We start from the raw sequence: 20,952 nt of genomic DNA, 5'->3' as shown, positions 1-20,952 counted from the left end.
CCATTGAAGCACAAGGGCTGCAGCCCGTTTTCATCTACATCCCGAGATAGGCCTTGCGAACTTCGTCGGACGCGGCCAGGTCGGCGGCGGTGCCTTCGAGGGCGATGCGCCCGCTTTGCATCACATACGCGCGCGTTGCCACTTCGAGCGCCTGCGCCATGTTCTGCTCGACCAGCAGCACGGCCAGGCCGTCCTGCCGGTTCAGCGCCACCAGCGCATCGAACACCTGCTCGATCAGGATGGGCGACAGGCCCAGGCTGGGCTCATCGATCAGCAGCAGGCGCGGCCCGCTCATGAGTGCGCGGCCGATGGCCAGCATCTGGCGTTCGCCGCCGGACATGGTGCCGGCCAATTGTTCGCGCCGCTCCAGCAGGCGCGGGAAGAGTTTGTAGACCCGCTGCAGGCGCTGCCGATACAGGGCTTCATCGCGCAGGATGTACGCACCCAGGCGCAGGTTCTGCTCGACGGGCTGGCGTGCGAACACGCGCGCGCCCTCGGGGATCAGGGCGATGCCTTTCCTGATCAATACCTCGGGCGGCTGGCCGGTGATGTCCTGCCCTTCGAACGTCACGCGCCCGCCTGCCGGTTTGACCGACCCCACGATGGCCAGCAAGGTGCTGGACTTGCCCGCGCCGTTGGCGCCCAGCAAGGCCGCAACCTCGCCGGTGCGCACTTCCAGTGAAATGCCGCGCACGGCCTGCACGCCGCCGTAGGCCACGTGCAGATCGTCGACCTTCAACATCGCATCAGGCACGGTGCTTCCTTCCCAGATAGGCTTCGATCACGGCCGGATTGCGCACGATGTCCTGCGGTGCGCCCTCGGCGATCATCTGCCCGAAATTGAGCACCAGCACGCGGTGCGCCAGACGCATCACCACCTCCAGCACATGCTCGACAATGATCAGGGTGACGCCGGCGGTGTGAATGCCGCGCAATATCTCGGTCAGCGCAATCGCCTCGCTCGGATTCAGCCCGCCGGCCACCTCGTCGAGCAGCAGCATTTTCGGCTCCGTGGCCAGCGCGCGCGCCAGTTCCACGCGTTTCTGGCCCGCCACGTTCAGCTCCGCCGCACGCACGTCCGTGCGCTCGCGCAGGCCCACCAGTGCCAGCACGCGCTCGGACGCCTCGCGCGCATCGGCGAGTTTGGGATGGCGCAGCAACGCGCCCACCATGGTGTTCTCCAGCACGGTCATCTGGCCGAAGCTGCGCGGAATCTGGTAGGTGCGCACCAGCCCCATCGCGGCGACCTGCTCTGGCGCCAGTCCGAGCATGGACTGGCCATTGAACGTCACGCTGCCGGAGGTCGGCGCGTGATGGCCCACCAGGCCGTTGAACAGCGTGCTTTTGCCGGCCCCGTTGGGTCCGATGATGGCCAGAATCTCGCCGGGCTCGACCGCCAGACTGATGTCCTTGTTGGCCACCAATCCGCCAAAGCGCTTGCTCAGGCCTTTAACGTCCAGCAGCGCCACGACGCCTCCGAAGCGTGACCAGACCACCCGGCAGAAACATCGTCACCAGCAGGATGGCGAGGCCGAACACCAGCAGGTCCAGCCCCTTGCCCGAACTGCCCCACAACACGCGCGTGCCCTCCGACAGCGGAATGAGCAGCGCGGCACCCAGCCACGGCCCGGACAGCGTCCCGACACCGCCCAGGATCGCCACCAGCACGATCTGCACCGAGAACGTCAGGTTGAACATCGAATCGGGGTCGATGAAGCCGACGTACATGGCGAAAAAGCCGCCCCACACGCCGGTCATGACGGCGGACAGCACGAACGCGCGCATCTTGTAGCGCTCGGCCGGCACCCCCAGGCTGCGGGCGGCAGCCTCGTCGCCGTTGATGGCGCGCCAGTAAAAGCCGCTTTTCGAGTGCACCAGGAAGTGGGTTGCCACAAAGGTCAGCAGCGCCAGGGCGACGGCGATCCAGTAGTACGGCACCTTGGTGCGAAACAGCAGCATCCAGGGCGCGCTGGCGATCGGCGCCTCCATGCCCACGGCGCCGCCGGCCCACTGCCAGTTGGTGACCAGAATCAGGCCGATCTGCAGCAAGGCGATCGTCGCCATCGCAAAATAATGGCCCGACAGCCGCAAGGTGGGCCCGCCGACCAGGTAGGCCATGGCGCCCGCGATCAGGCCGCCCACCGGAATGCCGATCAGCGGCGTGATTTTCAGATGGTGCAGCAACAGCAGCGTGGTGTAGCCGCCGATCCCGACGAAGACGCTGTGCCCAAACGAAATGCGGCCCAGAAAGCCGCCGACCAGGTTCCACGAGGCGCCCAGCGCGCCGAACATGATGGCCAGCAGCAGCACCTGGATGGTGAACGAGTCCTTCACCACCACGGGCACCAGCGCGAGCAGCGCCGCGATGACCACGGCGGCCAGCAGCGGCAGCCGCGAAATGGAGGGGCGGCTCATCTCACCACCGCCCGAACAGGCCGCGCGGCCGGTACCACAGAACCAGCACGAACACGATGAAAACGCTGACCGTCTTCAGCGCCGGTTCCACGAAATAGCCGGTCATCGCCTCGATGATGCCGATCAGAATCCCGGCGATGAAGGCGCCGGGCAAGGAGCCAAAGCCGCCCATGCAGACCGCGACAAACGCCATCAGGCCAAACACCGTGCCCACCGACGGAAACACGTAGAAAAAGGTGGTGAGCAGCGCACCGGCCAGGCCGACGACGGCGCTGCCCAGCACCCAGACCTGCGCGTTGACGCGGTCGGGCGCAATGCCCACCAGCGCGGCGACCTGGCGGTCTTCGGCCACCGCTTGCAGCGCATGGCCCCAGCGCGTGCGGTACACCAGGAAAAACAGCGCGACGATGACCACCAGCGCCACGATGCCGGTGATGACCTGCGGCCGCCCCGTGGAGATGCCGGCCAGGCTGACGCTGCCGGAGACCAGCGTGTCGGGCAGGCTGCGGTAGTCGGGACTGAAAAATATGAAGGCCAGCTGCCGCAGCACCAGGCCCAGTCCGAAGGTGGCCAGAATGGCCGCCATGGCGGGGCCCTTCTGCAGGCGGCGGATGATCAGCGCATAGGTCATGAAGCCGACGAATCCGAGCACGCAGGCCACCAGCGGCGCGGAAAACAGGGGATCGAGGTGACCCAGCGTGAACATCCAGTAGGCGGCGTACATGCCCAGCATCAGGAACTCGCCGTGCGCAAAATTCAGGACATCGGTGATGCCCCAGATCAGCGCCAGACCGACCGCCACCGCGGCATAGATCAGGCCATTGAAAAGGCCGGCGGCAAGCGCTTCAAACACGCCAGGCTCCTGCGGCCGGTCTCACGGACCGCCCCCTACCGTCTTTCATTTCCAGCTGAAAGGCAGGGTCGGCATCGTGCTGTCGAGTTTGTACTTCTCGGGCCAGACCGTGTGGTACTGGGCACCCTTGAGTTCGAGGATCAGGCCCGAGCCCTTGTCGTTCTGGCCCTTCTCGTCGAACTTGACGCCGGCCCACGGCATGATCACTTGCGCTTCGGCCAGGTTGGTGCTGGCAAGCGCCTTGCGGATGGCCTCGGGGTCGGTCGAGCCGGCGCGGTTGATGGCGTCGGCCAGCACCAGCACGCCCTGCATCGAGCGCGCATTGTTGCCGTTCATGTCCTTGCCGGTCTTGGCCTTGTACATGTCGTTGAGGGTCTTGATGATCGGCTTGGCGCTGGCCAGGTCGTTGCCCCAAACGTCCCGGGTCAGCACGCCCTGCACCTGCGGGCCCACTTCCTGCACGAAACGCGAATCGATGAAGCCGGCATCGTTGGCCAGCAGCACGGGCGGCGCGTATTTGGTCTCGCGCATGGTGCGCACGAACAGCATGGCGTCGGACGTGTAGCTGGCGAAGATGGCCACGTCGGGCTTGGCGGCCGCCAGTTTTTGCACCTCGGCCGTGACCGATGCCGACCCCGCCGCGTAGGCGATGTTGGCAACGATGTCGCGGTTGTACTTCTTGGCAAATTTCTCGACCGCCTTGTAGGTGTTCACGCCGAAGTCGGTGTTCTCGTACACCACGGCAATCTTCTTCGTCGGCACCTTCTTCACGCCCTTCAGGAACTGCATCATGTTGTCCACGAACGTATCATCGTTGGGCGTCGTGCGGAAGAACCACTTGTAGCCGCGATCGGTCAGGTCGGGGCTGCTGGACTCGCCGTTCAGGAAGGGGATACCGGCCTGCTCGGCAACACGGCTGGCCGTCTTGGTCACGGCCGATTGATACGCGCCGGTCAGCGCCACCACCTTGTCCTGGTCGATCAGGCGCTGCGCATCGGCCAGGCCCGTCTCGGGCTTGCCCTGGGAGTCGCCGAACACCACTTCGATCTTGGCGCCGCCGAGACTGGGCAGGCCGGCACCGGCCGCCAGCGGGATACCGCCGAGTTCGGGGTGCGGGTTGTTGACAATGTCCACCGCCAGTTCGATGGCGGCCTTGATCTCCGCACCGGTGGACGCCAGGGCGCCGCTCAGCGGGTAAATGGCCCCGATGCGCACGGTTTTTTGCTGCGCCAGAGCGGGCTGCCCCAACGCCAGTGCGGCGCAGGCGACGACGCCCGCCATCAGCTTCTTCATTGTCATCATGGTTGCTCCTGAAAAACCAAAACCCGGATACGAACGGAAACCGGCGGCCCATTATTTGCCTGATCGGGCCGCCGGCGCCACAGAGATTACCCGGGCCGAACGTTGGCTCGTGGCACGGACCCATTGCGTGGCCTGCAGTTCATTGTGCTTTGTGAAAAGGACGGAGATTTTTACAGGGTAAACCCGCGGTAATCGCTGTCCCCATTTTGTATACACTTTTATATACGAACTTGCATTCCATCAATCTATGGGTACTCTTTTGCAAGGTATGCGCGAATCTTGATCGTCAGCACTCAACCGACCCGAGGTCATTCCATGGACATCCGAAATCCTTCACCCAGCCTCTATAACGAAGACTTGGCACCGGCGCGGGAGCGCCACTGGGGCGCCTTCAGCATCTTCAACGTCTGGACCTCGGACGTGCACAGCCTGTGGGGCTACTACCTGGCGGCCAGCCTGTTCCTGCTGTGCGGCAGCTTCCTCAACTTCATCGTCGCCATCGGACTCGGCTCGCTCATCATCTTCGCGCTGATGAGCCTGGTGGGCTACGCGGGCGAGAAGACCGGCGTGCCCTACCCGGTGCTGGCGCGCGCCTCGTTCGGCGTCTGGGGCGCCAACCTGCCGGCGCTGGTGCGCGCCATCGTCGCCTGCTTCTGGTACGGCGCGCAGACGGCCGCGGCCTCGGGCGCCATCGTCGCGCTGCTGACGCGCTCCGATGCCATCATGCAGTTCCACCAGAACACGCACTGGCTTGGCCACTCGGGCCTGGAGGTCATCTGTTACATCGTCATCTGGGCGCTGCAGCTGCTCATCATCCAGAACGGCATGGAGACCGTGCGCAGGTTCCAGGACTGGGCCGGCCCCGCCGTCTGGGTGGCGATGCTGATCCTGGCCATCGGTCTGTGTATCAAGGCGGGCGGCTTCTCGTTCGACCATGGGATTCCCCAAGCCGTGCTGCTCGAGAAGACCAAGGATGCCGGCGTGACCGGCGAGCCCGGCTCGTTCTGGGCGCTGATGGCCGTGGGCGCGACCTGGGTCACCTACTTCGCGGCGCTGTACCTGAACTTCTGCGACTTCTCGCGCTACGCCAGGAACAGAGCCGCGATCACCAAGGGCAACCTGTGGGGGCTGCCGGTGAACCTGCTGCTGTTCTCGCTGGTCGCCGGCATCACCACCATCGCCGCGTTCACGGTCTATGGCGAAGTGCTGCTGCACCCCGAGCAGATCTCGGCCAAGTTCGACAGCTGGTTCCTGGCTGCGCTGGCGGCGCTGACTTTCGCTGTGGCCACGCTGGGCATCAACGTGGTGGCCAACTTCGTCTCGCCGGCGTTCGACTTCTCCAACGCATTCCCGCGCGTCATCAGCTTCAAGAGGGGCGGCTACATTGCGGCGCTCATCGCGCTGGTGCTGTATCCGTTCGCGCCGTGGGATGGCGATGCCTCGCATTTCGTCAACGCGATCGGCGCCACAATGGGGCCGCTCTTGGGCATCATCCTGGTGGACTACTACCTGATTGCCAAAGGCAAGGTCAACATCGAGGCGCTGTATCACGAGAACGGCGAGTACCGCTATGAGGGCGGCTGGAACGTCAACGCACTGATCGCGACCGCCATCGGTGCCGTGTTTTCCAGCATCCTGCCGAACCTGACCCACCTGCTGCCGTCGTGGTGGGGCACCTACGGCTGGTTCTTCGGCGTCGCGATCGGCGGCGTGGTGTATTTCGCGCTGGCCACGATCCGGCCCAGGACGGCATCCGCTGCTGCGCTGCGGGCCTGATTCAGTCAACCGGCCATGGCATCGACTTCGGCAGCGTCATAACGGGTGATTCGGCGGGCGATTCGGCCGGCGCATCGCGGCTCTCTACCTCATCAACGCCGCGCCACCAAGGCGTGACACCGTCAACCTGCGCCGGCTCCACCGGCTCGCCCAGGCGCGGCATGACCAGTTGCACGCCCTGCTTCGGGCCGAGCGCCAGCAGGGTCTCCGCCGGCTCGTCCCACGCGTGCAGCGCCAGGCTGAACGTGCCCCAGTGCACCGGCAGGAAGGCTCCGCCGCCCAGCAAGGCGTGGGCCTTGAGCGCATTGGCTGGCCCGAGATGGATGTCGCCCCACGACGGGTGGAAGGCGCCCACCTCCAGCATCACCAGGTCGAAGGGGCCGAGCCGCTCCCGAATGGTGGCGTACTCGGAAGTCAGGCCCGTGTCGCCACTGAAGAACACCGAATGACGCGACGAACGGATCACCAGCGACGACCACAGCGTTGCATTGCGATCCTTCAGTCCGCGCCCTGAGAAGTGCTGCGACGGCGCGGCGGTGACGCTCAGGTCGGCGTTCGGCAGCGTGCAAGACTCCCACCAGTCGAGTTCGGTGATGCGCTGCGCCGGCACGCCCCAGGCCTCCAGATGCGCGCCGACGCCCAGCGAGGTGACAAACGGCACCTCGCGCCGCGCCAGCTCGCGGATGGTCGGGTAGTCCAGATGGTCGTAGTGGTCGTGCGACACCAGCACCAAGTCGATAGGCGGCAAATCGCGCAGCGCGATCGGCACAGGCTGGAAGCGCCTCGGGCCGGCCAGCCTGGAGGGCGACGCGCGCAGACCCCAGACCGGATCGGTCAGAACGCGCAGGCCGTCGATCTCGATCAACACGGTGGAATGGCCAAGCCAAGTGGCGCGCAGTCCGGTGCCGGGCTGGCTCCGCCAGCCGTCCCGCGGATCGACCGACGGCAGCGGCCCGCGTGGCACGCGCCGGGTCCCGCCGTACAGGAACTCGCTCAGGGTCGGGCGCGGCACGTCCAGGTTGCGCAATCCCGGCAGCACCGGGTGCATGTTGCGGAACCCGTCGCCGGCCCACAGCAGGGACGATTTCATGCGATCGAGCCGCAGCCCGTCAGGCTTCTTGCCGAGTGATTTCATGCGCACCTCGCGTGGCAATGCAGAGCGTTCCACTCTACCAGCGCGGCGCGGCGAGCGCAGGCATTTAAGGATGATGGATGCTATTTAATTCATAGCTAACTACCGATACTGCATATGGGATAGAGCCACTATTCTCTTAAATTTCCGTAGGTGATCACAATGCGGTGGCTCGCAGCCGTCTGCTCAGAGAAACGGAATCTGCCAGGTGGGAGTGCTTCAAACCTGCCAACTACCATCGACTCCAACGCGCCCCGGAGCAGGCACTCATGACTCGACCTCCGAATGACGGCAACGCAGGGCGGATTCAACCGGTCGATGCAACACACTATGACCCGCCCCAAGCGGAAGGAGTGTTGCAGATGAAATACCGGAAACGAACCTACTACACGGACAGCCAGAAGGCATTGATGTGGGAGCGCTGGAAAGCTGGCTGGACGCTTCATCAGATCGCTCGCCTGTTTGATCGATCGCACGGGTCTGTACGAGGCATCCTGGCTCAGACGGGCGGGATTCGCCCGCCCGAACGGCATCGCTCGAGGCTGGCGCTGACGCTTGCTGAGCGAGAGGAAATCTCTCGCTCTCTGGTGATCGGTCACTCGACCCGTGCGATCGCGGCGCGAATCGGACGAGCGCCCTCTACGGTTAGCCGCGAGATCGAGCGCAATGGCGGGCGAGCTGGCTATCGAGCGAACCAGGCCGACAGCGGAGCTTGGGATCGGGCACATCGTCCCAAGCTCTGCAAACTGGGTGAAAACCGTGCCTTGGCGCGCGTCGTGACCGACAAGCTGCGCACGCTGTGGTCGCCGGAGCAAATCGCTGGGTGGCTCAAGCATACTTATCCGTGCGACGAGACCTTTCACGTGTCACACGAGACTATCTACCGTAGCCTGTTCATCCAAGCGCGTGGCGCCTTGAAGAAGGAGCTGCTGGAGCACCTGAGACGTACACGCGGCATGCGTCGCTCCCGTCATCACACGCAGAAGACGGCGATCCATGGGCAGATCGTCGATGCCGTTTCGATCAGTGAGCGCCCCGCCTCTGTCGAGGATCGGGCAGTGCCTGGGCACTGGGAAGGAGACTTGGTCTGCGGCAGCGCCAATAGCCAAATTGCGACGCTCGTTGAGCGCCAAACGCGATACGTGATGTTGGTGAAGCTGGAAGGCAAAGACACGCAGACGGTCGTGAACGCGCTCATCAAGAATGCTCGCAAGCTGCCGCAGGAGCTCTACAAGTCACTGACCTGGGACAGAGGCACGGAGATGCATGGGCACAAGCAATTCACGATGGCCACTGACATCCAGGTTTACTTCTGCGACCCACGGAGCCCCTGGCAACGCGGAAGCAACGAGAACACGAACGGGCTGCTCAGGCAGTACATGCCGAAGGGCATCGATATCTCGGGTTACTCACAGGCTCAGCTCAATGCGATCGCGCGACAATTGAACGAGAGGCCGCGTAAGACGCTCGGCTTCCACACGCCCGCTGAGATGTTCAGCGAATCTGTTGCATCGACCGGTTGAATCCGCCAGCGGGAACGGACTTTCATGGCAGGCCCCCTGCATGCACGGTCTCTGGCACATTGCGGTCATTCAGACCCCATCCGAGCTTTGCCATATTTCCTGGAGAGCCTGTGGAGGTCATGGAAGTGCTTCCCATTCCTGGAACGTGATTTGGACGGACTCGTGTTGTATGCCCCGCCCCGGTCATTGGCTACCTGCGCGTTCACGGGAGTTTGCGCCTTCGGTGGCCGGACGGCTCCGGCACTCTCCTGCGATACGGAACTCTTTCAGTTTTGCAGGGCGCGACCTTTGGTTTCAGGCAAAGCCAGCATCGCCAGCGCCGTGATGACACTGGCGCCCGCGACATACCACGCCGGAGAAACCGGGTTGTGCGTGGCGCCAATGAGCCAGGTGATGATGAACTGTGTGGTACCACCGAACAGCGCGACGCCCACCGCATAGGCGATCGCCATGCCGGTGGCGCGGATGCCGCGCGGCAGCAGCTCCGGGATCGCTACCAGGGACGCGGCGCCGCTGATGGCAGTGAGCGCGGCAAGAAAGCCCGACACCAAAAACAGGGTCGAAGGCGTCGGATGCGCAACCAGGAGCAGGAAACAAGGCACTGTCAACACCGCTGCGGCCACGCGCGGCCAGAGCATGACGGGGCGGCGGCCGTAGCGGTCGCACATCCAGCCCCCCATCACAGCGAAGACCAGGGTGCTCAGGCCCACGATCACGGTCGCACCCATGGCGTTGACTGGCGCCATCTTGAGCGTCGCAATCGCGTAGGTGGTCATGTAGTTGCCCAGATAGGTCGAGACCGTGCCGCCAATAACGATCAGCACCGCCAGCACGATGATGCCGCGATGGCGGGCCAACCCGGCCATGCCAGTGTCCGCCTGCTCCACCGCCTCGGTGTGCAGTGTCTCGGGCATGTTGCGGCGCAGGTACAGTGCAACCGGCAGCAGCAAGATGCCGACGACAAATGGCACGCGCCAACCCCACGCGAGCATCTCGGCGGAGGACAAGGTGGCGGAGAGACCCAGGCCCAGAAAGCCCGCGATCAGGATTCCGATGCCTTGCGAGGCCAATATCCAGCTGCCGTAGATGCCGCGCTTGTCTGCCGGTGCCGCTTCAATCAAAAACGCGGCCGACGGACCAATTTCGCCACCCAGGGCGAGTCCCTGAATCAGGCGGCAGATGACGACGATGATGGGCGCGGCCAGGCCGATGCTGGCAAATGAAGGCGTCAGCGCCAGACCCAGCGTGCCGATGGTGATCAAGGCAATGGTCAGCAACAGCGCTGCCCGCCGACCGGCGCGGTCGGCGAAAGCGCCGATCACGATGCCCCCGATGGGCCGCGCGACAAAACCGACACCGAACACCGCCAGCGACAGCAGCAGGCTGCCCAATGGCGTCGATGCCGGAAAGAAGGTCTTGCCGATGTACACGGCAAAGAACGCGTAGGCCACAAAGTCGTAGAACTCCAGGGCATTGCCGGCCACCGTGGCGACGATGACGCTGGTGGGTATGCGCGCAGTCGCGACGGGGCGGCCGGGCGCCATGGCGGCAGGGCCACCGGCAACAAGGGCTTCGGAATTCATAGGTGAGTCTCGCTTTATGGATGGGAACAGTGGTGGACAAGGACCGGTCGACTGGCGAGCGCCCAACGAGCCGCGCCAAAGGCTATTCAGTGGCGATTCTCGGGACAGTCAATTGAGACGTCCAATGCATTCGTTTATGCGTTAGCATGATTTCAATGCATACATTGAAATAGGAACCTCCATGACTCTGGTTCAACTCCGGCACTTGATCACTCTGGCCGAAACAGGCTCGTTCAGCAGGGCGGCGCAGGCAGTGTTCCTGACGCAGCCTGCACTCAGCCGCAGCATTCGGGCGCTCGAGGACGAACTGCAGACCCCCTTGTTCGACCGCATCGGGCGGCGCATCGAGCTGACGCCCGTTGGGCAGATGACGCTCGATCGAGCACGCCATCTCGTGCTGGACGCCGACGAGTTACGTGCTGGCGCTGCGCGCCTGGAAGACGGTTTGTCGGGCACGTTGCGCATTGGACTGGGGTCCGGCCCCGGAGCCATGCTGATGACGCCGCTGCTGCTGCACATAGCCCAGGAGCGGCCCAGACTGCATGTCGAGATTTCCAGAGCTGGCACGGAGCTGCTGGCGCAGGCGCTGCGCGCGCGCTCACTGGACGCAATGGTGGTGGATGTGCGCTCGTTGCGTGCTGCGCCTGATTTGCGCGTTGACTCCGTGCAGGAGATGCGTGGGACCTTCATGGTGCGGCGCGGCCATCCGCTTGCGCGGTTGCGGTCAGGCGTTACATTCGAGGCGATCGCCCGGTACCCCATCGCATCGACGCCGCTTTCTGACGAAGTTGCAAAAGTGCTGATTGAGCACTACGGCGCGCAGGCGCACCCAGACCAGTGCGTCACGCTGCAATGCGAGGAGTTGACGAGCCTGGTGGAAGTCGCCCGCCGCAGCGATGCCGTGCTGCTGGCCATTCGTGCTGCTGCGCCCGAACTGGTCGAACTGAAGACCGTTCCGCCGCTCAACGCCACCGCGCGCTTTGGCATCGTCACACTGGCCCGTCGGACCCAGGCGCCGGCGCTGTCGGCCGTGCGCACACTGGTGCAGCGGCTGTTGCAGGACGCCCCGGCGCTCTAGAGCAAGCTGGATGCGTCCCGGTGACCACCCGGTGGGTTCGAAGGCGCTGCAAACTTTCGACTCGGGAAACGATGAGCGACCGGTCTCGCCGGCAGCGGTCACTGGGCCGCCAAACTTGACCGGCTGGACCCAGTCACAATACGTCGTTGACAACGTACTATGTCAGCGCCAACGCGCTTGGCGCGCTCGCGCACATGGCCGCCCTTGCCAACGCTCTCCGAACCAGAATGTTGTCTACCGCACAGACCACGAGGTGATCTTCGCCTAAGCTTGAAGCTGTAGTCCACTGCTTCCCGTTCGCATTGTGGGATGGGTGTGCTATTCAACAAGCCGAATCACAATAGCGCTCACAAGGATGCAGACAGCATGAGTTCGACGCGCAAGGCCTACTTCGCCGGTGGGGGCATTGGGCCATTGGCCGACTGCATCCCCTGCCGCATGCCCTACATCACCAGCATGTTCATGCCGCGCGCGCCCGGCGACCGCCCGCTGCCGGTGCCGGTGCCGGTGCCGGTGCCGGTGCCGTCCGACACGAAGAACTTCGCCTTCATCAGCCAGTTCGTCGAGATCCCACAGGACACCATCTTCACGGTGGAGTTCTCGGTGCGGGCAGCGCAGATGGCGGTGTACCAGCTGCTTGGCATCACGAAGCCGATTCCATCCGTGACCCCGCACGACAAGTCGCTTCATGCGAAGTTCGACGCGCTGGTCAGAGCACTGAAGTAGCACGCGTCACCAACCGACAAAGGAGCAGCCCCATGCCACAAACCACCACCCACCGCAGTCCCCTGGAACACCACACGCACATCCTGATGGTTCTCACCTCGCACGGCCAGCTCGGCGACACCGGCCGCAAGACCGGCTTCTGGCTGGAGGAGTTCGCCGCACCCTACTACGCCTTCCAGGATGCTGGCGCCACGCTGACCCTGGCCTCGCCGCTGGGCGGGCAGCCACCCTTGGACCCGAAGAGCGACGAGGATAGCTCGCAGACCGAGGCCACTCGCCGCTTCAAGGCCGATGCCGCCGCGCAGTTCGCGCTGGCCCATACGGTCAAGCTGTCGACGCTGCGCGCGACCGGCTTCGACGCAGTGTTCTACCCCGGCGGCCACGGACCCCTTTGGGACCTGGCGCAAGACGCCGCGTCGATCGCCCTGATCGACGCGATGATCGCCGCAGGCAAGCCGGTGGCGGCCGTCTGCCACGCGCCAGGCGTGCTTGGACATGCCCGGGGGCTCGGCGGTCAGGCGCTGGTCAAGGGCAAGAACGTCACCGGCTTCACCAACACCGAGGAGGAAGCCGCCGGACTGACCCGAGTCGTGCCGTTCCTGGTGGAAGACATGCTCACAGAGCGTGGCGGCCATTTCACGAAGGCAGCCGACTGGCAACCGCATGTCGTGGTCGACGGGCTGCTGATCACCGGTCAGAACCCGGCCTCCTCCGCGCCTGCTGCCCAGGCGCTGCTGACCCATCTTCGCGCTCGCCAGGCCACCAAATGAGCATGGCCGCCGTGCCGGAGCCATCAGTGCCTACGGCGAGCGCGCATGCCGATGCCGTCCTGCGCATCCTGAAGCGCCTGCTGCAAGGTTTCGCTGGCGGTGCCCATCTGCGCCTGTGAAACGACAGTTCCCACGGCGTCGGTCAGGGGCCGCCGCAATTACGCTCGTGCTGCGGGAACCGATGCTGCTGCGCAGCCTCGTCACCGCACGGGGCCCCTTGTTGCTGGCAGACGCCTATTTGCGCGGCCAGATCGGTGTCGAAGGCGATCTTTAAAGCGCACTCGCCCTGAAGGGGCACTTCGAGGGACTGGCCCTGCCCTGGCGCGACAAACTGGCCATGTTGCTGGATGCATGGCGCCTGCGCATATGACTGGCAACGCGCGTGTTCTCGGCCACAGCCTGGAAGGCCAGTGGCTGCCATCCGCTCAACGGCCGGCGAACGTCAAGTGTCAAAGTAGAGCGGTTCGCCGCGCGGGAAAATCTCACCGACCGCTTTGGTTGCGCGCCGTCATTCGGCATAGAGCTTTGACCGACAGCAGTCAGTCTGCTGGAGCCAATCACCTTCGCCGATTGCTGCCGTTCAAATTCCGCGTCGGCTTTGGGTCGGGTGGAGCACCCGCGTTGCAGCGTTACCGGTTGGTCGCTACCGTCAAGGCTTTTTCGGTGGCAGATGCAAGCCCTTTGCTCGCAAACTCTTCGCAGACGCCCAGAAATTCTGCGTCGGCATCCTTAAAAGTGCGGCTCCCACCCCGCTCACGGGCACTGTCTGGTTCAGGCGGGCAGGAAGCCGTCCACCGACAGATAGCGCTCGCCGGTGTCGTAGTTGAAGCCGATGATGCGGCTGCCGGCGGGCAGTTCGGGCAGCTTTTGGGCAATCGCCGCCAGCGTGGCTCCCGACGAAATGCCTACCAGGATGCCTTCCTCGCGGGCGCTGCGGCGGGCATATTCACGGGCGTCTTCGGCTTGCACCACGATGGCGCCATCGAGCACGCTGGTGTCGAGGTTCTTCGGAATGAATCCGGCGCCCAGCCCCTGAATGGCGTGCGGGCCGGGTGGGCCGCCTGAAATCACAGCCGAGCCGGCGGGTTCGACAGCAAACACCTTGAGATTCGGGAATTTCGCCTTGAGCACGCGTGCGCAGCCGGTAATGTGACCGCCGGTGCCGACGCCGGTGATGAGCACATCAAGGCCATCGGGGAAGTCGGCAAGGATTTCTTTCGCTGTGGTTTCGGCGTGAACATCGATGTTGGCCGGGTTCTCGAACTGCTGCGGAATCCAGGCGCCGGGCGTCTGCGCCTGCAGTTCTTCGGCGCGGGCAATGGCGCCCTTCATGCCTTTTTCCTTGGGGGTCAGGTCAAAGCTGGCGCCGTAGGCCAGCATCAGGCGGCGCCGCTCAATGCTCATGCTGTCGGGCATCACCAGGATGATTTTGTAACCCTTGACGGCGGCCACCAGCGCCAGGCCGATGCCGGTGTTGCCCGACGTTGGCTCGATGATGGTGCCACCGGGCTTGAGCGCACCTGATTTTTCTGCTGCTTCGACCATGGCCAGTGCGATGCGGTCCTTGATGGAGCCGCCCGGGTTGCTCCGCTCGGACTTGATCCAGACCTTCGCGTGCGGCCCGAAGATGCGGTTGATGCGCACGTGCGGCGTGTTGCCAATGGTTTGCAGAATGTTGTCGACTTTCATGGCGTCCCCTGAAAGATTGGGTGGAAAAGCAGTGGCGTTTATTCTGAACCAGATGTTCTGTCGGTTCAGCCATATAGATATGCCGGATCGGTGGTATTCCTGCCGCGGCGCTTGCGGTTCCGAGGCGATCAGGGCTTGCGCCCGGTCATCAGGAACAGCGGATAGGCCCGCCCATTGCTATGCTGCAGACGAAGAATTTCGCTGAACGCGATGTCCACAAAACCTGCTTGCTCGGCCAGCGCACGCAAGCTGTCCGGTGCAAAGCCGAAGTGCTGCACGCCCTTGGCGGCGTTGTCGCCGTGAAAGCTGCCGTCTTCCGCGTAAAGGTCGACCAAGGCAATGCGCCCGCCGCTGTGCAGCGCAGCGGCAAATGCGCGCAGGAGCGCGGCGGTGTCCGCAACGTGGTGCATCGCCATACAGCTCACGATGGCGTGGTATTGCTCGGGCAGGCCCGCGAAGATGTCTTTCTGGCGCGTGGTGATGTTGGAAAAGCCCTTTTCATCGAGCACCTGCAGCATGGCGCCCGACATGTCGAGCGCCGTGACCTGCGCCACCTGGGGCGCAATGGCGGTGGACAGCAGCCCGGTGCCCGCGCCGAAATCGAGCACATGGTCGCTGGTCTGCAAAGGCAACTGCGCCAGCAGGCGCTCGGGCACGGCGGCCAGTTGCAGCGACGTTGGGCGCTGGTCCCAATCGCGGGCGGCAGTGTCGAAATGGGTGGTGGCGGGCGTGGTCATGGTGCTGGGCTTGAAAAAGGGGTGAACGGGGCGCGTGGGTCAGGGATAGTCGCCCCCGTGAAGCACGCCAGGCCGCTGCTGGTGCAATCTGGGAAACCAGGCGCTGGAGGAACGTCCGCACTGCACAAGACAGCATAGCAGCTAACGGCTGCCCACCGTGAGGTGAGGATCAGAGCAACAGAGACGAGTCGAAACAGGCACTCGCCACCGAGCGTGTTCTATCAGTCGCCGGCGCAAGCGGGTACGGCTGGCGAACGTCAAGTGTCAAAGTAGAGCGGTCTGCCGCGCGGGAAAATCTCACCGCCCGCTTTGGTTACGCGCCGCCATCCGCCAGCAAGCTTTGAACGACAGCATTCAGTCTGTAGCTGCTGCCGCAACCTCATGATGAGGCGCCGAACCTTATGGGGAAGGGTCCGTCTTCGCGCCAGCCATCAGCCGCGCGTGACCTCGATGCTGTACAGCCCCCAGGGGCACAGGGCGAATCGTTCCTTGAGTGGCTTATCCTTGAACGCGGCGAGCGTATCGGCCTCGTAGATGGCCCACTGCGGGCCCAGCCCGCCCAGCGCGAGTGGGCCGCCGTCGATGTCGTTGGCCACAATCATGCGGTAGCGGCGCGCGCCGGCCAGGCTCAGCGGTACGACGTAGCCGTCCACCGCTCGAAGTCCGAGCATCACTTCGCTGGCCGGCGGCACACCCACTGCCTCCAGCACGCTGGTCAGCAGCGGACCCGAGAGCGTATGCACCCTGGCGTCGTACTCCAGCGTCGGCCGGATTCGAACGTCCGGCAGGCGGCCCAATGCCTCGGCGTCGAACACGTACGCCTTGTCAAACTTGACGCCGTGCTTGACCATCAACTGATCGAGCGCCGGATCGACGGGGCCCCGGTTGGACCTGCCGATCAGTCCGCTGACGGTTAGCAGGCCCGGGCTCTTGTGGGTCTGCTGCGCCGCCGACACGCGCGCCGCAGGCAGCAGGCCGGCGAGTGTCGCCGTGCCCAGAAAGTGTCGTTTATTCATTGGCCGATTGTGGAGCAATACACTTGCCTTCGTCTGCCGCGGCGCCTGTCGCGCCGGCTGGCGTAAAGTGAGCGAAAATCCAAAAAACGATACTCATGAACGAAACAACCCAGCTTCCCTCTCTGCCCGACCGACTGTCCATTGATCCGCGCAGCCCGCATCACGTCGCTGCCGTGTTCGAACACGACGTTGGCATTCGATTGAATGACAAGGAGCGTCAGGATGTCGAGGAGTACTGCATCAGCGAGGGCTGGATCAAGGTGCCCGCCGGCAAGACGCTGGACCGCAAGGGCCATCCGCTGTTGATCAAGCTCAAGGGCAAGGTCGAAGCGTTTTATCGCTGAATCCATCAGCCTGCACGGAAATCAACATGCTGCATCCTCAGGTTCGTACCTTGCTCGACCTCATCGAAAGGTCGGGCTTGCCCCCGACCCACACGCTATCCCCGCTTGACGCACGCGCGTTGTACCGCGACCGCCGCAGCTTCACCCAGCCGGCGCCGCCCGCCGTGTCCCTGGTGCGCGAACTGCAGGCACAGGGTCCGCACGGATCGATCCCGCTGCGCCTGTATTGCCCCGCAGGTGCGCCGCAGGCCGCGCTACTGCCTGTCCTCGTTTACTTTCATGGCGGCGGTTTTGTCATTGGCGACTTGGACACGCACGATGTGCTGTGCCGCGAACTCGCCAACGGCGCCCGTTGCGCGGTGGTCGCGGTGGACTACCGGCTGGCGCCCGAGCATCCATTTCCCTGCGCGGTGGACGACTGCCTGGCCGCTACCCGCTGGGTGGCGGACAACGCACCCGAACTGCACCTCGATGCCACGCGCCTGGCGGTTGGCGGCGACAGTGCCGGCGGCAATCTGGCGGCCGTCGTGTCGCTGCTGGCACGGGATGCGGGTGCCCCGCCCATCGTGTTTCAGCTGCTGATTTACCCCGCCACCGACGCGCGTTGCAGCGCGCCATCGCACCAGACCAATGGCCAGGGCTATTTGCTCACCACCGACTCGATGGCCTACTACCTCGGGCACTACTTCAGGACAGCGCAAGACAAGCTGAGCGATCGTGCGTCACCCCTGCTGAGCCAGGACCTCGCCCGCCTGCCGCCAGCGCTGGTGCTGACCGCGGGCTACGACCCGTTGCGCGACGAGGGTTTGCAGTACGCGCAGCGTTTGAGCGAGGCCGGGAACCGTGTCACTCAAGTGTGTTTCGAGCGCCAGATTCACGGTTTCATCCTTATGGGCAAGGCGCTTGACGAGGCGAACTCGGCCGTAGCGCTGTGCGCGGCCGAGTTGCGACGCGCCTTCCGGGGCTGATTCGTTTATGCAAAATCTTCCTGCTCTTCTCGGGCTCGTCGGCGCCCTCTCCGTGGGCGTCGTCAGTCCGGGCCCCAGCTTCGTCATGGTGGCGCGCACGGCGGTGGCGACCTCGCGCTCGGAAGGCGTGGCCGCCGCCGTGGGCATGGGCGGCGGCGGCGTGCTGTTTGCCAGCGCGGCCCTGCTCGGACTGAATGCGCTGATGCTCGCGGTGCCGCTGGTGTATCTGGCGCTGAAGGTGGCGGGCGGGCTGTACCTGGCCTGGCTCGGGCTGCGCATCTGGCGGTCTGCCCGGCAAGCGCTCAACATCACGGGCCTGGGAGAGGGCGCGGGCAAGAACACACACCGGTCGCTGCTGCTGGGCTTCACCACCCAGATCAGCAATCCGAAAACCGCCATCGTCTACGCCAGCGTGTTTGCCGCCTTCCTTCCACCGGCGCCTTCGCTGGGATTCAACCTGACGCTGGTGACGATTGTCTTCGTCATCGAGACGGGCTGGTACGCCCTGGTGGCGCTAGCCCTGGCGTCGGAGCGGCCCCGCAACACATATCTGCACTACAAGGCATGGATGGACCGCGTCGCCGGTGGCGTGATGATGGCCCTGGGCCTTGAGCTGGTGTCGTCGGCGTATAGGCGATGAAGCTCGGGCGGGGTTGACCAAACCACCCGGCACCATCCATAGTGGGAAATTAAGGCGCGCCCGCATGCCGCAAGAGCTGCTGGCCTGGGTGGCAAGGTTTCACGACTGGAAACGGAGCTGAATCATGTTGTACCGTCAGATGGTCTGTTTATTTTTACTGCTGGCCTGGGGCGGCGCGGGATCGGCGCAGACCTTGAGCCCGCTGGCCAGTATTACCGGGGGCACCAGCGACAAGCCCCCCGCACCGTGGCAGATCCTTGGTTTTCCCCAAAAGAATACCCAAAAGCCGGTCACGCAGTTCGATGTCGTGACGCTCGATGGCGAACGGGCCCTGCGCATTCGCACCGACCGCTCGTACGGCAATCTGGTGGATGAGTTGAGCGGGGGGGCGTTGCCCGGACAACTGGCGTGGCGCTGGCGCCTCGATCAGCCTTTGAAGAACACGGACATCCACACCAGGGCCGGCGATGATTCCGCGCTAAAGGTCTGCGTCCTGTTCGACGAGCCGCTGGAGCGCGTGCCGACGCTGGAGCGCACCGTGCTGCGCGTCGAGCGGTCGAGCACCGGCCAGAACCTGCCGGCGGCTACGCTGTGCTACCTGTGGGACAGCAAATACCCGGCGGGCACCGCGGGCAAAAACGCCTTCACGAATCGCCTGCGCTACATCGTGCTGCAAGGACCCGAGGCGCCGCTCGCGGTGTGGGCCGCGGAAACACGCAACGTGGCGCAGGACTTCATGAAGCTGTTTGGCGATGAGGACCCGGATATGCCGCCCGTCGCCGGCGTGCTGGTGGGTGCGGACGCCGACAACACGCAGGGCCAGAGCCTGGGGTACGTGCGCGATCTGCGCTGGCTGCCCTAGACCGGATGTTGAAAGGCATCCGGGAGTTCGTGCTGCTCGGCGCCGGCCACGCCTGTCTGCTGATGCTGGCCACGTTGGGTCTGGCGCCGGAAAGACGCGATCGGCCGGCGCTTCGTGCAAAGGCAGCGCACACAAGCTTGAGAATAGTTGATTCTTCGAGGCAACGACCGTGCACGATCAAGTCAAGCTGGAAGGGGGCGCCCTGGGACTGGGTGAATCCGTCATCATGGGGGTGGCGGGCACCGCTCCCGCGTTCAGCATCGCGGCGACCACCGCGACCCTGATCGCCGCGGTCGGGATCCAGTCGCCGGCCAGCCTGCTGTTTTGCGGCCTGATCATGTTCGGGGTGACGTTTGCCTACCTGCACCTGAATCGCCTGAGCCCCAACGCCGGCGCCTGCTACGCGTGGGTGGGCGCGATTTTCAACCCGACGCTGGGCTTCTTCGCCGGGTGGGCGCTATTGGTGGCCTCGGCGGTCTTCATGGTGTCGGGCACCATTCCCGCCGCCGCCGCCACGCTGGTGCTGTTCGACCCCAAGCTGGCCAGCAACCCGGCGGCCGTGACCTTCGTCGCGGCCGCATGGCTCCTGGCGGTAAGCGCGGTCATCGTCAAGGGCATCAAGCCCACCAGCTATACCCAGGTGGTGATGACCGTCATCGAAGTCGGCGTGCTGGTGGCCGTGATCATCGCCGCGCTGCTCCAGTACGGCGCGCGGCCGGCCCATGCGTTTTCGCTGGCCTGGTTCTCCCCGTTCGCCTTCACCCCCCGGCTGTTCGCCACCGGGGCGCTGACCGCGCTGTTCTTTTTCTGGGGCTGGGACGTCACGGTGAACCTGACCGAGGAAACGCGGGATTCCTCCCACGCGCCGGGCCGCGGCGCCCTGCTGGCGATGGTGATCGTGCTGGCACTGTTCATTGCGTTCGCGGCCGTCACCCTGCTGGTGCTGACCGACCAGGAGATCCAGCAGTCAAGCACCAACGTGGTGTTTGCGATCGCAGGTCGCCTGTTCCCCAAGCCGTGGAATTACCTGGCCGTCATTGCCGTGGCGCTCAGCACGGTCGGCACGCTGGAAACCTCGATCCTGCAGTTCACCCGCACCATGTACGCCAAGGGCCGCGACGGCAGCCTGCACCCCCGCTATGCGGTGCTGCACAAGACCTGGCGCACGCCGTGGGTCGCCACCGCTGTGATCACCTCGTTCGGGCTGGTTTTTCTGTTCCTGTCCTCGTATTTCCCGAGCGTCAACCTGATCATCAAGGATTCCGTTAACGCCATCGGCTTCCAGGTGGCGTTCTACTATGGGCTGGCGGGCTTCGCCTGTGCCTGGCATTTCCGGCGCGAGGCCCTGCGCTCGGGCAGCAAGCTGATTTTTCTGCTGCTGTGGCCGGCCTGCAGCGCGGGCTTCCTGTGGTTCATCGCGGCCTACAGCATCCCTACGTTCGATCTGGTGACCAACCTTGTCGGACTGGGCGGCATCGCGATCGGCGTCGTGCCGCTGCTGTGGAATCGGCGTCATCCATTGCGGGCTTGAGTTTTCG

20 protein-coding genes and 1 riboswitch are annotated in these 20,952 nt (G+C 64.5%); of the genes, 10 read left to right on the top strand and 10 right to left on the bottom strand.

Annotated features, from left to right (window positions below; all coding sequences use genetic code 11):
- Positions 1–34: 34 nt before the first annotated feature.
- Genes B0E49_RS02590 through B0E49_RS02570 form a run of 5 tightly spaced genes read right to left on the bottom strand, consistent with a single transcriptional unit; the run spans position 35 to position 4,570 of the window.
- Positions 35–742 (bottom strand): ABC transporter ATP-binding protein, encoded by a 708-nt coding sequence (locus B0E49_RS02590; RefSeq protein WP_077560395.1) that lies wholly within the window; start codon positions 740–742, stop codon positions 35–37.
- Positions 743–746: 4 nt separating this feature from the next.
- Positions 747–1,469: an ABC transporter ATP-binding protein gene (locus tag B0E49_RS02585; RefSeq protein WP_077560394.1), complete on the bottom strand. Its 723-nt coding sequence runs from the start codon at positions 1,467–1,469 to the stop codon at positions 747–749.
- Entirely contained in the window at positions 1,450–2,415 is a 966-nt protein-coding gene (locus B0E49_RS02580) for a branched-chain amino acid ABC transporter permease (RefSeq protein ID WP_077560393.1), read from the bottom strand. Before B0E49_RS02580 ends, B0E49_RS02585 begins: the two co-directional genes overlap by 20 nt.
- A gap of 1 nt (position 2,416) precedes the next feature.
- On the bottom strand, positions 2,417–3,268 hold the full coding sequence (locus tag B0E49_RS02575; protein ID WP_077560392.1) for a branched-chain amino acid ABC transporter permease: 852 nt from the start codon (positions 3,266–3,268) through the stop codon (positions 2,417–2,419).
- Between the two features lie 45 nt (positions 3,269–3,313).
- Positions 3,314–4,570: an ABC transporter substrate-binding protein gene (locus tag B0E49_RS02570; protein WP_502688693.1), complete on the bottom strand. Its 1,257-nt coding sequence runs from the start codon at positions 4,568–4,570 to the stop codon at positions 3,314–3,316.
- Between the two features lie 315 nt (positions 4,571–4,885).
- Between B0E49_RS02570 and B0E49_RS02565 the strand changes: the two genes are divergently transcribed.
- Entirely contained in the window at positions 4,886–6,346 is a 1,461-nt protein-coding gene (locus B0E49_RS02565; protein WP_077560391.1) for an NCS1 family nucleobase:cation symporter-1, read from the top strand.
- Between the two features lies 1 nt (position 6,347).
- Here B0E49_RS02565 and B0E49_RS02560 read toward each other — a convergent pair whose 3' ends face one another.
- Positions 6,348–7,481, bottom strand: coding sequence for an MBL fold metallo-hydrolase (locus tag B0E49_RS02560; RefSeq protein ID WP_077560606.1), 1,134 nt, complete (start codon positions 7,479–7,481; stop codon positions 6,348–6,350).
- Between the two features lie 359 nt (positions 7,482–7,840).
- On the opposite strand from B0E49_RS02560, the gene B0E49_RS02555 reads away from it, so the two are divergent.
- The gene (locus B0E49_RS02555; RefSeq protein WP_077560605.1) at positions 7,841–9,001 is read left to right on the top strand and encodes an IS30 family transposase; all 1,161 of its coding nucleotides are present in this window, start codon (positions 7,841–7,843) and stop codon (positions 8,999–9,001) included.
- 170 nt (positions 9,002–9,171) lie between these two features.
- Positions 9,172–9,262, bottom strand: a riboswitch (glycine riboswitch).
- 5 nt (positions 9,263–9,267) lie between these two features.
- Here B0E49_RS02555 and B0E49_RS02550 read toward each other — a convergent pair.
- A complete protein-coding gene (locus B0E49_RS02550; RefSeq protein WP_077560390.1) occupies positions 9,268–10,584 on the bottom strand; it encodes an MFS transporter in 1,317 nt (438 codons plus the stop codon).
- A gap of 181 nt (positions 10,585–10,765) precedes the next feature.
- On the opposite strand from B0E49_RS02550, the gene B0E49_RS02545 reads away from it, so the two are divergent.
- The 3 genes from B0E49_RS02545 (at position 10,766) to B0E49_RS02535 (ending at position 13,158) form a co-directional block, all read left to right on the top strand.
- Positions 10,766–11,662: a LysR family transcriptional regulator gene (locus tag B0E49_RS02545; protein WP_077560389.1), complete on the top strand. Its 897-nt coding sequence runs from the start codon at positions 10,766–10,768 to the stop codon at positions 11,660–11,662.
- Between the two features lie 366 nt (positions 11,663–12,028).
- Positions 12,029–12,388, top strand: a complete 360-nt coding sequence (locus tag B0E49_RS02540) for an oleate hydratase (protein ID WP_286137749.1) — start codon at positions 12,029–12,031, stop codon at positions 12,386–12,388.
- A 32-nt stretch (positions 12,389–12,420) separates the two neighbouring features.
- On the top strand, positions 12,421–13,158 hold the full coding sequence (locus tag B0E49_RS02535) for a type 1 glutamine amidotransferase domain-containing protein (protein WP_077560388.1): 738 nt from the start codon (positions 12,421–12,423) through the stop codon (positions 13,156–13,158).
- Positions 13,159–13,929: 771 nt separating this feature from the next.
- On the opposite strand, the gene cysK is transcribed toward B0E49_RS02535, so the two are convergent.
- The 3 genes from cysK to B0E49_RS02520 all read right to left on the bottom strand — a co-directional run bounded on the left by cysK (position 13,930) and on the right by B0E49_RS02520 (position 16,600).
- Positions 13,930–14,847, bottom strand: coding sequence for a cysteine synthase A (cysK, locus tag B0E49_RS02530; protein WP_077560387.1), 918 nt, complete (start codon positions 14,845–14,847; stop codon positions 13,930–13,932).
- A gap of 128 nt (positions 14,848–14,975) precedes the next feature.
- Entirely contained in the window at positions 14,976–15,584 is a 609-nt protein-coding gene (locus B0E49_RS02525) for a class I SAM-dependent DNA methyltransferase (protein ID WP_077560386.1), read from the bottom strand.
- Between the two features lie 431 nt (positions 15,585–16,015).
- Positions 16,016–16,600: a molybdopterin-dependent oxidoreductase gene (locus B0E49_RS02520; protein WP_077560385.1), complete on the bottom strand. Its 585-nt coding sequence runs from the start codon at positions 16,598–16,600 to the stop codon at positions 16,016–16,018.
- Between the two features lie 95 nt (positions 16,601–16,695).
- Between B0E49_RS02520 and B0E49_RS02515 the strand changes: the two genes are divergently transcribed.
- The 5 genes from B0E49_RS02515 (at position 16,696) to B0E49_RS02495 (ending at position 20,945) form a co-directional block, all read left to right on the top strand.
- Entirely contained in the window at positions 16,696–16,944 is a 249-nt protein-coding gene (locus B0E49_RS02515) for a DUF3297 family protein (protein ID WP_077560384.1), read from the top strand.
- 26 nt (positions 16,945–16,970) lie between these two features.
- Positions 16,971–17,912 (top strand): LipP1 family hormone-sensitive lipase, encoded by a 942-nt coding sequence (gene lipP1, locus B0E49_RS02510; RefSeq protein WP_077560383.1) that lies wholly within the window; start codon positions 16,971–16,973, stop codon positions 17,910–17,912.
- A gap of 7 nt (positions 17,913–17,919) precedes the next feature.
- Entirely contained in the window at positions 17,920–18,552 is a 633-nt protein-coding gene (locus B0E49_RS02505; RefSeq protein ID WP_077560382.1) for a LysE family translocator, read from the top strand.
- Between the two features lie 124 nt (positions 18,553–18,676).
- The gene (locus B0E49_RS02500) at positions 18,677–19,414 is read left to right on the top strand and encodes a DUF3047 domain-containing protein (protein WP_144264398.1); all 738 of its coding nucleotides are present in this window, start codon (positions 18,677–18,679) and stop codon (positions 19,412–19,414) included.
- 226 nt (positions 19,415–19,640) lie between these two features.
- Positions 19,641–20,945 carry an APC family permease gene (locus tag B0E49_RS02495; RefSeq protein WP_077560603.1) on the top strand — a complete coding sequence of 435 codons (1,305 nt, stop codon included), beginning with the start codon at positions 19,641–19,643 and terminating at the stop codon, positions 20,943–20,945.
- The last annotated feature ends 7 nt before the right edge of the window (positions 20,946–20,952 follow it).

The organism is Polaromonas sp. C04, assembly GCF_002002705.1.
GTDB lineage: Bacteria > Pseudomonadota > Gammaproteobacteria > Burkholderiales > Burkholderiaceae_C > Rhodoferax_A.
Note: the sequence above shows the minus strand (reverse complement) of the source record. Positions and strands in the feature narration are given on the sequence as shown.

What these genes read in the sequence shown, in the direction of transcription:
- B0E49_RS02590 (WP_077560395.1), bottom strand. Translation starts at nt 742, where the DNA reads ATGTTGAAGGTCGACGATCTGCACGTGGCCTACGGCGGCGTGCAGGCC.
- B0E49_RS02580 (WP_077560393.1), bottom strand. Translation starts at nt 2,415, where the DNA reads ATGAGCCGCCCCTCCATTTCGCGGCTGCCGCTGCTGGCCGCCGTGGTC.
- B0E49_RS02570 (WP_502688693.1), bottom strand. Translation starts at nt 4,570, where the DNA reads ATGATGACAATGAAGAAGCTGATGGCGGGCGTCGTCGCCTGCGCCGCA.
- B0E49_RS02565 (WP_077560391.1), top strand. Translation starts at nt 4,886, where the DNA reads ATGGACATCCGAAATCCTTCACCCAGCCTCTATAACGAAGACTTGGCA.
- B0E49_RS02560 (WP_077560606.1), bottom strand. Translation starts at nt 7,481, where the DNA reads ATGAAATCACTCGGCAAGAAGCCTGACGGGCTGCGGCTCGATCGCATG.
- B0E49_RS02555 (WP_077560605.1), top strand. Translation starts at nt 7,841, where the DNA reads ATGAAATACCGGAAACGAACCTACTACACGGACAGCCAGAAGGCATTG.
- B0E49_RS02550 (WP_077560390.1), bottom strand. Translation starts at nt 10,584, where the DNA reads ATGAATTCCGAAGCCCTTGTTGCCGGTGGCCCTGCCGCCATGGCGCCC.
- B0E49_RS02545 (WP_077560389.1), top strand. Translation starts at nt 10,766, where the DNA reads ATGACTCTGGTTCAACTCCGGCACTTGATCACTCTGGCCGAAACAGGC.
- B0E49_RS02540 (WP_286137749.1), top strand. Translation starts at nt 12,029, where the DNA reads ATGAGTTCGACGCGCAAGGCCTACTTCGCCGGTGGGGGCATTGGGCCA.
- B0E49_RS02535 (WP_077560388.1), top strand. Translation starts at nt 12,421, where the DNA reads ATGCCACAAACCACCACCCACCGCAGTCCCCTGGAACACCACACGCAC.
- cysK (WP_077560387.1), bottom strand. Translation starts at nt 14,847, where the DNA reads ATGAAAGTCGACAACATTCTGCAAACCATTGGCAACACGCCGCACGTG.
- B0E49_RS02525 (WP_077560386.1), bottom strand. Translation starts at nt 15,584, where the DNA reads ATGACCACGCCCGCCACCACCCATTTCGACACTGCCGCCCGCGATTGG.
- B0E49_RS02520 (WP_077560385.1), bottom strand. Translation starts at nt 16,600, where the DNA reads ATGAATAAACGACACTTTCTGGGCACGGCGACACTCGCCGGCCTGCTG.
- B0E49_RS02515 (WP_077560384.1), top strand. Translation starts at nt 16,696, where the DNA reads ATGAACGAAACAACCCAGCTTCCCTCTCTGCCCGACCGACTGTCCATT.
- lipP1 (WP_077560383.1), top strand. Translation starts at nt 16,971, where the DNA reads ATGCTGCATCCTCAGGTTCGTACCTTGCTCGACCTCATCGAAAGGTCG.
- B0E49_RS02505 (WP_077560382.1), top strand. Translation starts at nt 17,920, where the DNA reads ATGCAAAATCTTCCTGCTCTTCTCGGGCTCGTCGGCGCCCTCTCCGTG.
- B0E49_RS02500 (WP_144264398.1), top strand. Translation starts at nt 18,677, where the DNA reads ATGTTGTACCGTCAGATGGTCTGTTTATTTTTACTGCTGGCCTGGGGC.
- B0E49_RS02495 (WP_077560603.1), top strand. Translation starts at nt 19,641, where the DNA reads ATGGGGGTGGCGGGCACCGCTCCCGCGTTCAGCATCGCGGCGACCACC.